The sequence below is a fragment of the Desulfonatronospira sp. genome, assembly GCA_003563255.1.
In the GTDB taxonomy this organism is placed as follows: domain Bacteria; phylum Desulfobacterota; class Desulfovibrionia; order Desulfovibrionales; family Desulfonatronovibrionaceae; genus Desulfonatronospira.
In genome coordinates, this window is sequence record PWSL01000486.1 from 1 (window position 1) to 9,860 (window position 9,860).

9 protein-coding genes are annotated in these 9,860 nt (G+C 55.0%); 5 read left to right on the plus strand and 4 right to left on the minus strand.

Annotation, left to right across the window (positions count from 1 at the left end):
* The first annotated feature begins 176 nt into the window (after nt 1-176).
* Genes mqnB through QZP87_RS14275 form a run of 4 tightly spaced genes read left to right on the plus strand, consistent with a single transcriptional unit; the run spans nt 177 to nt 5,716 of the window.
* Nucleotides 177-887: a futalosine hydrolase gene (gene mqnB / locus QZP87_RS14260; RefSeq protein ID WP_291323592.1), complete on the plus strand. Its 711-nt coding sequence runs from the start codon at nt 177-179 to the stop codon at nt 885-887.
* Nucleotides 888-893: 6 nt separating this feature from the next.
* Entirely contained in the window at nt 894-1,691 is a 798-nt protein-coding gene (locus QZP87_RS14265; RefSeq protein WP_291323593.1) for a 1,4-dihydroxy-6-naphthoate synthase, read from the plus strand.
* Between the two features lie 57 nt (nt 1,692-1,748).
* Nucleotides 1,749-2,717 carry a polyprenyl synthetase family protein gene (locus QZP87_RS14270; RefSeq protein ID WP_291323594.1) on the plus strand — a complete coding sequence of 323 codons (969 nt, stop codon included), beginning with the start codon at nt 1,749-1,751 and terminating at the stop codon, nt 2,715-2,717.
* 14 nt (nt 2,718-2,731) lie between these two features.
* Nucleotides 2,732-5,716, plus strand: a complete 2,985-nt coding sequence (locus QZP87_RS14275; RefSeq protein ID WP_291323595.1) for a phosphoribosylformylglycinamidine synthase subunit PurS — start codon at nt 2,732-2,734, stop codon at nt 5,714-5,716.
* Nucleotides 5,717-5,729: 13 nt separating this feature from the next.
* Here the strand turns inward: QZP87_RS14275 and tsaA are convergent, their stop codons facing one another.
* Nucleotides 5,730-6,794: a tRNA (N6-threonylcarbamoyladenosine(37)-N6)-methyltransferase TrmO gene (tsaA, locus tag QZP87_RS14280; protein ID WP_291323596.1), complete on the minus strand. Its 1,065-nt coding sequence runs from the start codon at nt 6,792-6,794 to the stop codon at nt 5,730-5,732.
* Nucleotides 6,795-7,063: 269 nt separating this feature from the next.
* Here tsaA and QZP87_RS14285 point away from each other — a divergent pair, with 269 nt between their 5' ends.
* A complete protein-coding gene (locus tag QZP87_RS14285) occupies nt 7,064-8,302 on the plus strand; it encodes an HDOD domain-containing protein (protein WP_291323597.1) in 1,239 nt (412 codons plus the stop codon).
* Nucleotides 8,303-8,321: 19 nt separating this feature from the next.
* On the opposite strand, the gene QZP87_RS14290 is transcribed toward QZP87_RS14285, so the two are convergent.
* The 3 genes from QZP87_RS14290 to QZP87_RS14300 all read right to left on the minus strand — a co-directional run.
* The gene (locus tag QZP87_RS14290; RefSeq protein WP_291323598.1) at nt 8,322-8,660 is read right to left on the minus strand and encodes a hypothetical protein; all 339 of its coding nucleotides are present in this window, start codon (nt 8,658-8,660) and stop codon (nt 8,322-8,324) included.
* A gap of 439 nt (nt 8,661-9,099) precedes the next feature.
* Nucleotides 9,100-9,552 (minus strand): DUF721 domain-containing protein, encoded by a 453-nt coding sequence (locus QZP87_RS14295; protein WP_291323599.1) that lies wholly within the window; start codon nt 9,550-9,552, stop codon nt 9,100-9,102.
* A 79-nt stretch (nt 9,553-9,631) separates the two neighbouring features.
* A partial coding sequence (locus QZP87_RS14300; RefSeq protein WP_291323600.1) for a hypothetical protein occupies nt 9,632-9,860 on the minus strand: 229 nt, incomplete at its 5' end.

Sequence of the window (9,860 nt, forward strand, 5' to 3'; positions counted from 1 at the left end):
GGGGTCTTATTCCCGCAAGGAAAAAACATGCTTCTTCAATCTCTTTTATCTGTGTCAATCTGTGTGATCTGTGGGCTAAAAACTCTTATCTTATCTGGGTTGCGGGCATAGCCCGCGTTAGGAAAGTCACAAACAGATACCAGCAGTGCAATAATACTTATTTGGGTGCCAAACATATGATTCTGCTTACAGCAGCCACCTCCAGAGAGCTCAAACATTTTTGCAGTACCCTGTCCGGTTATGATTTTCAGGACGGCACAGGTTGTTGTAGCTGGGCTGGGGGTGAACGGGTGCACCTTCTCGCCTGCGGCGTAGGGCCCTTGAATGCCGCCCTGGGGCTGCAGGGTTTTCTGGTGACCAATCCCGGCATTGATCTGGTGATAAACCTGGGTATAGCCGGCAGCTATGACCTGAAACTGATGCCTGTGGGTGCGGTTTGTGTTGCCACGGCAGAAATCTGGCCTGAATACGGCGTTCGGACCGGTGCCACAGCAGCAGATCCCCAACTGCTTGGTTTTCCCCTGAGCAAGCTGGGCACAGAAGCAGTCTGGAACAGGATTGAGCTTGATCCCGGAGCCATATTCAAATATGATGGTATCTTTTGTGAAAGCCTCCCACCCAACTGGGTCAAGGCGGTCTCCCTGACAGTGGCGGGAGTCAGCGGCACCCCTGAACTGGCCCGGGACCTGGCCCGGACCTATAATGCCGGCATGGAGAATATGGAGGGTTTCTCCCTGGCCTATGTCTGCAGGATGCAGGGTATACCTTTCTTTGAAGTCAGAAGTATCTCCAACCCGGCCGGCTCCAGGGATAGCCGGGACTGGAATTTCAAAGCCGCTTTCAGGTCCCTGGCCAAGGTACCTTCACAACTGTTAAAGCGGGGATAATTCCGCGTGTCCGTTTCAAAATCTTTCACTGTGGCCATATCCCCCTGCCCCAACGACATTTTTATATTCGGGGCCTGGATCCTGGGACTGATACCGGACCTGCAGGGGTACAGAAGCAGATTTCACTTTAGGGACGTGGACATTTTGAACCAGTGGGCCGGGGGAAAGTCCTGCTGCCTTGTCAAGGTATCCGCCGGCCTGGCCCTGGACCTGCAGGAAGACTACTTTATACTGTCCAGCGGGGCTGCCTTCGGCCTGGCCCACGGACCCAAACTGGTGACCCGCAAAGGCCTTGAGAGTCGGCCGGAGATCATTGCCGTTCCAGGATTGCAGACCACTGCCTGCACCCTGCTGAAAGCCGCCCTTGATTACGCTTTTGAGGCCCTGCCCATGCCCTTCGACCAGATTGTAAACTGCGTCAAACAAGGCCGGGCCGATGCAGGACTCTTGATCCACGAAACAGCCCTGATATACCGGCAATACCACCTGGAGCTGCTTCTGGACCTGGGCTCATGGTGGTCTGAGCAGGCAGGGGACCTGCCCCTGCCCCTGGGCTGCATCATTATGCGCAAAGACCTGGGCCTGGACCTCATGGCCCGTGCAGAGGAGCAGATCCGCTGCAGCCTGGACACTGCCCGGGCGAAACAATCTGAGATCATGCCCCTGATCTCACATCTGGCCCAGGAAATGGATACTCATGTAATCAACAGACACATCCAGGCCTACGTAAACCAGTACAGCCGGGACATGGGCCGATCCGGCAACGAGGCCCTGCAAAAGCTGCAGCAACTGAAAACGGCCTGAAAATCATACACGTCAGACAAGTCCGACAAAACCCCTAAACCAAACACACTCAAATCAATGACCAAACTCAGTGATTTTTTCAGCCGGGAACTGCCGCGCGTGAATGTGACTATTGAACAGGAGTTAGCCCACCTCAACCCCCTGGTAAAAGAGGTTGGCCGGCATATTCTGCTTTCCGGAGGCAAAAGGCTCCGTCCCATGCTGACCATCCTCACCGCCAGGTGCCTGGGCCATCATGGTGAAGACATATATCCCCTGGCATGTTCTCTGGAATTTTTACATTCAGCAACTCTGATCCACGACGACATCCTGGACAACGCCGACACCCGCAGGGGCCGCAAGGCCTGCCACCTGATATTCGGGCTGCACCGTACAGTACTGGCTGGGGACGCCCTGCTGGCTCTGGCCAACCTTATAGTGGCCAGGTACGACATCCCGGCCATGAATTACTGCGTGGCTCAGGCCATTATGCGCACCGCCACCGGAGAAGTGGAGGAAATCGCCCAGATCCGCAGCCCCAGGCCGGACAGGGCCGCCTACCTGGAAATCATCAGGGGAAAAACAGCAGACCTTATCCGGGCCGCGTGCAGCTGCGGGGCTATCCTTGCCGGGGCCGATGAGGACCTGATTGAGCATGCGGACAGCTTCGGGCTCAACGTGGGCATGGCTTTTCAACTGGTGGACGACGCCCTGGATTATGCAGCCGACCATGAACTTCTGGGTAAGCCTTTGGGGGGGGACCTGCGGGAAGGCAAAATCACCCTGCCCCTGATACTCTACCTGCAAACACTTCAGGAGTACCAACAGCGGACCTTACTGCACAAAATGGCCCATGACGAACTTTCTGAAAGTGAAATGAAGCGTATAGTTGACAGTATCCAGGAAATGGGCCTGGATAAAAAGGTCCGGGAGGAAGCTGGAGAATACCTGCAGCTTGCCCGGCAGTCCCTGAAGCACTTTCCCGGCACTCCGCAGAAGTCTCTTCTGCTGGAAATTATTGAGGTTGTCAGAAGCAGGAAGTTTTAAGACAAGGAGTTTATATGGTACTCAAGCTGGAACTGGCCCTGCTGGGGCATGTGCGGGAAGTCCAGGGCGAAGGGGTCGCCTGCAGGATCAACCAGCACCTGGGCATCAGCGTAGACAGCGTACGCATAATCACCTGCTACACAATGTCCGGCATACAGGAATCCCAGAAGCAGGAGATTCTGGACAGGCACATCCTCTCGGACCCAGTGCTGCATAAACCGTCATTTGCACCTCTTGGAGCTGATTTCGACTGGATCATAGAGGTGGGATTCAAGCCCGGAGTGACCGACAACGAAGGTCGCACCGCTGCCAGAGCCCTGCAGCAGGCTTTGAGTGAACCCGGGCCGGATATCCGGGTTTACACCAGCCGCCAATACCTCATAAACGCCCACCTGGAACAAGATCAGGTCACCAGGATAGCCAGAGACCTGCTGGCCAACGACCTTATTCACCGCTATGAGATCAAGAACCGCTCACAGTGGTCCAATCAGCCCGGCTTTGCCCCGGCGGAGGCAAAAGTCACCGGGATTCCAAGTGACGAAGTATCTGAGATCATTATTGAAAACTTAAGCGATGAAGACCTTATGCGGCTCAGCCGGGAAATGGTCCTGGCCCTGAGCCTGGAGGAAATGCATACCATCAGGGATTATTACCGGGATGAACAGGTCCGGTCCCTGAGGCAGAACCTGGGCCTGCCCCGGGATCCAACGGACGTGGAACTGGAATGCCTCGCCCAGACCTGGTCCGAGCACTGCAAGCACAAGATCTTCAACGCCTGCATCGACTATCATAACGCTGAAACCGGCCGCAAAAGCACCATCAACAGCCTGTTTGACACTTACATTGCCTCCAGCACCCGGGACATCCGCAGTCAGAAAAAGGACCAGGACTTCTGCCGCTCTGTTTTCAGGGACAACGCCGGGGTCATAGCCTTTGACCAGGACCTGGACGTGTGCATCAAGGTAGAGACCCACAACAGCCCTTCGGCCCTGGACCCTTACGGCGGGGCCCTTACCGGCATAGTCGGGGTCAACCGCGATCCCATGGGCACCGGCATGGGGGCGGATCTTCTGTGCAACACCAATGTCTTCTGCTTTGCCTCGCCCTTTTATGACCAGCCCCTGCCCCCGCGGCTTCTGCACCCCAGGCGGGTCATGGAAGGCGTGCGCGAGGGAGTGGAGCACGGGGGCAACAAGTCCGGCATCCCCACGGTCAACGGGGCGGTGGTCTTCGAGCCAAGATACCTGGGCAAGCCTCTGGTTTTCTGCGGCACAGTGGGCAGCATCCCGGCCCGGGTAGGAGGCAGGCCGGGTTATCAGAAAAAGGCCTGCTGCGGGGATCACATAGTCATGACCGGCGGACGCATCGGCAAGGACGGAATCCACGGGGCCACCTTTTCCTCCGAGGAACTGCACTCCGGCTCTCCGGCCACCGCCGTTCAGATCGGAGACCCCATAACCCAGCGCAAGATGTACGACTTTATCATCCGGGCCAGGGATCTGGGCCTGTACAATGCCATTACCGACAACGGCGCCGGAGGGCTTTCCTCTTCAGTGGGGGAGATGGCCGAGGACACCGGGGGGTGCGATCTGGATCTGAGCCTGGCTCCACTAAAATACGACGGACTACGCCCATGGGAGATACTTCTGTCCGAGGCCCAGGAGCGCATGACCCTGGCCGTACCCCCGGACAGGCTGCAGGAATTCATGGGCCTGGCCCGGGAAATGGACGTGGAGGCCACTGTGCTCGGCAGCTTCAATGACCGGGGCAGTTTCATGATCCGTTACGCGGACCGGGTGGTGGGCTGCCTGGATATGCATTTTCTGCATCACGGCCTCTCCAGGATGCACCTGAAGGCCGTATGGAACCGGCCCGACCTGCCCTCCCATATCTCTGCGGACCTGCATGAGTCCCAGGCCGGGGATCTTTTGCTGGACATGCTCTCCCGGCTCAATATCTGCTCCAGGGAATATATTATCCGCCAGTACGACCACGAGGTCCAGGGCGGCAGCGTCATCAAGCCTCTGGTGGGGGCAAACCGGGACGGACCCGGGGATGCGGCGGTCATCCGCCCGGTGCTTTCCAGTGACAGGGGGCTGGTTATCTCCAACGGGATCTGTCCCAGGTTCAGCGACCTGGACACCTACTGGATGATGGCCAATGCCATTGACGAGGCCGTGCGCAACAACGTGGCCGCAGGCGGGGATCTCCTGCATATGGCCGGCGTAGACAACTTCTGCTGGTGCGACCCGGTACAATCCCCCAAGACCCCGGACGGACACTACAAGCTGGCCCAGCTGGTCCGGGCCAACCAGGCCCTGGCCCACTTCTGCCGTGGATTCGGTGTGCCCTGCATCTCGGGTAAGGATTCCATGAAAAACGACTACCTGGATCAGGACCTGAAGATATCCATCCCCCCCACGGTGCTTTTCTCGGTGATAAGCGTTGTCCAGGATATAAACCTGTGTCTGAGCAGCGACTTCAAGGCCCCGGACCAGGATATCTATGTGCTGGGACTTACCCGTGACGAACTTGGAGGAAGTGAGCTGAGCTGCCATCTGGACCTCCAGGGAGGCCAGGTCCCCCAGGTGGACATGCTGGCCAACCGCTGGCGCTACCATGCCTTTCACCAGGCTGTAGCAGAGGGCCTGGTAAGCGCCTGCCACGACCTTTCAGACGGCGGCCTGGGGGTAGCCCTGGCGGAAATGGCCATAGGCGGGCGTATCGGGGCCTGCGTGGATATCTCCCTGGTGCTGGCCAGGCCCAGGGATCTGCCCTGGTGGCAAATCCTGTACAGCGAATCCACAGGGCGCTTTATTTTCACTGCGCCCAGCCGCAACAGGCAGAAACTGCAGGATCTTTTTCAGAATCAGTTTCTGGCCCGTATAGGGCGCACCACCAGCGGATCTGAACTGGAAATAAACGTGCAGGACAAGACCCTCTGCAGGCTGGACGTAAGCCGCATGGCCAGGGTCTGGCAGAAGACCCTGGACTGGTAGCCCGGAAATATTTTCAAAACGGCTGCCGGCTGACCGCCTGACTTTCAAGAAGCCTGGTTTTAACCTCCAGGCCGGCCAGGGACTCCAGCTCTTCGCTTTTGTTCATGGCCCCGGCAATGTCGCCGGCCAGACAGGTCAGCCCGTGCCCGTCCATGAATATGCTGTCATATTCCCTGGCCTTCTCCCCTACAGCCCTGGCCAGGTCTCTGCTGCCGGGCTCCATTGCCTGTACCCGGCCAAGACCGCCCAGGGCCGCCCTGGCCTCGAACAGGTCCTGTTTTTTGAAAAGAACACCCTCTCCCGCCCGGCTGAGAGCCAGAAGGCTCACCGGATGGGTATGGGCCACTGCCCGGGCCTTTTCCTGGCGCAGATATATCTCCAGGTGCATGCCGCTTTCAATGGACGCAGGCTCCCCTGCAAGGGTCCTGCCGCTTTCAAGCTCCATCACGCTTAGATCACCGGTCCCCAGGGCAGACTTGGAGCATCCCGAGCGGGTAATAAGCACAAGACCCCGGTCCCGCAGGCTAAGGTTGCCGTTGCATCCGCTGAAAAGCCCGCGCTCCCAGCCGCGCCGGCCTGCAAGCACCAGGGCCTGGATCTCTTCCGGAGAAAAATATTTTTGCACGCCGCTTTCTGAGAATCTCTCTTTCAGAACCGGCTTTATGTCCACTATAGGGGTTTTATCCACCACTTCCAGGGGATGCACCACCAGGCGGCAGTCCTGAATCTGCAGGAGCTTCACCTGGTGCAGGCCTATGGGGTTTGGACGATGCGGGGACCTGGTGCAGAACACCCCGTGCAGGGGTTTGGCCGGGTCATTTCTGGGGCGCACCCGGTAGAGGTCTCTTCGCGCCTGATGCAACCAGGTAAGCACAATGATTTCCTGCCCTGGGCCCAGGCGGTGCAGACCCACGGCATATTCTGGCTCAAGTTCAATGGTGCATGGAGGAATATCCGCGTGCCCCTGTCTTGGGCAGTCAGCCGGGTCCAGGTATGAGGATCTGGCCAGACCTATGGTCTTGATGTTCATGATTGAAACCTTTGTTTTGGTCTTGCCTATCAGGAAAACTGGTGGCAATATTCAGTCTGCAGCCTGAATGCTTTAATATAAGATATCTGGTAACCATTCAGAGGGGCCTCGGTGGTGATTACTGGCACCAGGCCAGGGGACTGTCCCTTGCTATGTACTGTCTGTGCAGGTTCACAGAATTTCGCGTTGGTAGTTTTTTATTGGTGCAGGAATAGTGTCGCGGGGACTGTCCCCTGGCCGGTACTGAATGGTTACTCTTCAAGTAACCTGAGAGCAGCAATCAACCTTTTAGTTTTCATCAGGAACGGTACCTAATCATGGGCATGGTGGATGTAACAGAATTAACTCCAGGACAAATCCTTGAGAGCAACGTAGTCACTCCAAATGGACGACTCATTCTCCCCAAGGGGATTGCCCTGACCCCTAGCCATATAGCTTTTCTACACAAATGGGGCATAGCCAGAGTTCAGGTCCAGGGGGACCGGGATGAAGACAAGGAAGTGAACCATGAATTATTGAACAGAATCGAGAATTATCTGGCGCCCCTGTATGCCTGCAACGACATGGAAGATCCCGTTACCAGGGCTGTTTACGAACATGCAGTGAGGCGACTGCTCGCAAGATGTTCCAGCGGATGGATCATCCCAGAAAAAGAGCCCAGTCTGCCTGTCAATGACGGCCAACTGCTGGACAGCTTTTTCGCCGGAGAATTCAGCCTGCAGGATCTGGTAAAGCACGATGTGAAACTGGCTTCCTTTCCGGATATTTATTTCAAAATCCACAAGGCCATAAACTCCCCCAAAAGCACAGCCCATTACCTGGCAGGCATAATCAGCATGGATCCAAGCCTGAGTGCCAAACTCCTAAAAATTGTCAACAGCCCTTTTTACGGCCTCAAAAGCAGGGTTGACACAATATCGCGGGCGGTTGCCATGGTGGGGTTAAACGAACTTTCGACCCTGGCCCTGGGCATATCCGCCATCAATGCCTTCAGGGATATCCCCCGCGAACTTGTGGATATGCGCTCGTTCTGGGCTCATTGTGTGGCTGTGGGCGTCCTGGCCAGGCACCTGGGAAAGAATTTTCCGGAACTCTCCAGGGAAGGACTGTTCGTGTGCGGTCTCCTGCACGATATCGGCAGGCTGGTAATGTTCAGGAGATTGCCGGCCATTTCAACAGAGGCCATTATCTACGCCCAGTCCAATCTTTTGCCCCTGGTGGAGGCTGAACGGGACCTGCTCGGCTTTGAGCATGCCCAGATAGGTGCAGCAATTTTTAAAGCATGGGAGTTGCCCGAATTTATCGCCCAACCCATCGGGGGGCATCACCAGGATGACTGTTTTGATAGTCTATTGCCCGCCATTGTTCATCTTGCTGATTTTATCGCCATTGCTATGGCCTTTTCCGAAAAAGGCTCCCTTATAGCCCCCCCCTTGAGCGCTCGGGCATGCGATACTGTGAAGCTCACTCCTGAAACACTGGATGAAATTCTTCCCCAGGCCCAGGAGGAGTTCGAAACCATTGTCAGTGCTTTCTTCGCGCCAGGACAATCATGAAAGCCCCTATATCAGTGACTTATGTAGCCGCCAGCCTGCGGGTGTTTTTCCTCAGATTGTGGATCTTCTTGCGCAGAATGTCGCGCTCCTTGCGTCTGGACTTGGGCGTTTCCAGCCTTTTGGTCTGCAACTCCTTGATCCTGCCTTTCAGGCTGATAATCTGCTCCTTGTAGGCTCCTGTCTTGCTGCTTTCTTCAGTCATCCCAAGCACTTCCTTGATGGAAGTCAGAAGCTCCTCCTTGCTCTTTCCCGAAGCTCCGGTTATTTGTGGAATCTTTTCTATACACAGTTGCCGCAGCTCTTTGGCGGTCATTTTGTCCAGGGGCTTCTTAAGTTCCAGCTTGATTTCTTCGCTCACGCAATCCTCCTTGAAAAAAAAGGTTTTAAGGTTTTTTGTTTAAATCTACCTTGATAGTTTAAAGTTTCTGGTTGAAAAAAATAAAGTTAATATATTTGGATAGATATCCGGCCTGACCCGAAAGACACATTGATCTGCCAAAAAAGCTAATAAAAATAAACAATTACAAAAAAACTTTGTAACTTCTCAATAACTCTGTGCAGTATTCCTGGATACCGGCTTCCGCCGGTATGACATCACAATGCAACAACCTGTTTCCATTCGTCATTGGGGCGAAAGCCGGAATCCAGGAATTTTCTTATTGTAAAGATCGCCAGGAGTTATTGAGAAGTTACAAAACATTTAACTGTCTAGTGCTTAAAATGACTCTTGGGGACAAGCGGGTCCCGGAAGAAGCCAGTCCCCGTGCCACATGCAAAGCGCTGACAGCTACAATAAATCACAGTTTTCCTGTAGTGTTAAAAAATTCTACATATTTGGCATAACATCTGGCGATTGCTGAACCCCTGGGCAGAGTGCCCAGCAGGCTTCCAAGCCTGGCCGGGCGCTGGGGCTTTAGACCCGCCACGGGATTCTGCACCAGAGAAGCATCCAGAGGGACCCTGCCCTTTAACAGCTCCACCTTCAGGTTGTCAAAAAGAACCTTTCCGCAGTAAGCGTTCACCTTCTCCAGCAAATCGTCTTTTCTAAATGTCAGTTCCTGGATGACTATAGAGTCATGAGCCCCCAGGATCAGAGTGTTTTTTTTTCGCTCTACCGGGCTGACCAGGTCTGCATCTTCATCACCTACTATGGTTCGCCAGTTTTCACAGACTTTGGTAAACAGGTAATGCCTGCCATCCGGATCGTAGCGACTGAATAAAGAATCCAGACCTTCGCTTAATGACTTCATAAATAACAATGTAAAATTTTTTCCAGGCCAGGGCAATACCTTGCGCGACCACAAATTTACCAGTAGGGCCAGGCCCGCCTTAGGCGCTTAGTGAAAATTTCAAACCAACATGTTGTTTCATTTTCAAAGAAAGCCAAGAGGTTTTGCCCACGGAACACACGGAAGGACACGGAAGCTTTTTCTTTCTTCCCACGCTCTGCGTGGGAGCGTATCTGGATCCAGCACTCACTTTTGGCAATGGAGAAATACCAGAAAAAATAGTATTCAAAAGTGAGTGCTGGATCATTGGTGGACGCGGAGCGTCCGGA

Coding starts and splice junctions, on each gene's coding strand:
- mqnB (WP_291323592.1), top strand. CDS start 177: ATGATTCTGCTTACAGCAGCCACCTCCAGAGAGCTCAAACATTTTTGC.
- QZP87_RS14270 (WP_291323594.1), top strand. CDS start 1,749: ATGACCAAACTCAGTGATTTTTTCAGCCGGGAACTGCCGCGCGTGAAT.
- QZP87_RS14275 (WP_291323595.1), top strand. CDS start 2,732: ATGGTACTCAAGCTGGAACTGGCCCTGCTGGGGCATGTGCGGGAAGTC.
- QZP87_RS14285 (WP_291323597.1), top strand. CDS start 7,064: ATGGGCATGGTGGATGTAACAGAATTAACTCCAGGACAAATCCTTGAG.
- QZP87_RS14295 (WP_291323599.1), bottom strand. CDS start 9,552: ATGAAGTCATTAAGCGAAGGTCTGGATTCTTTATTCAGTCGCTACGAT.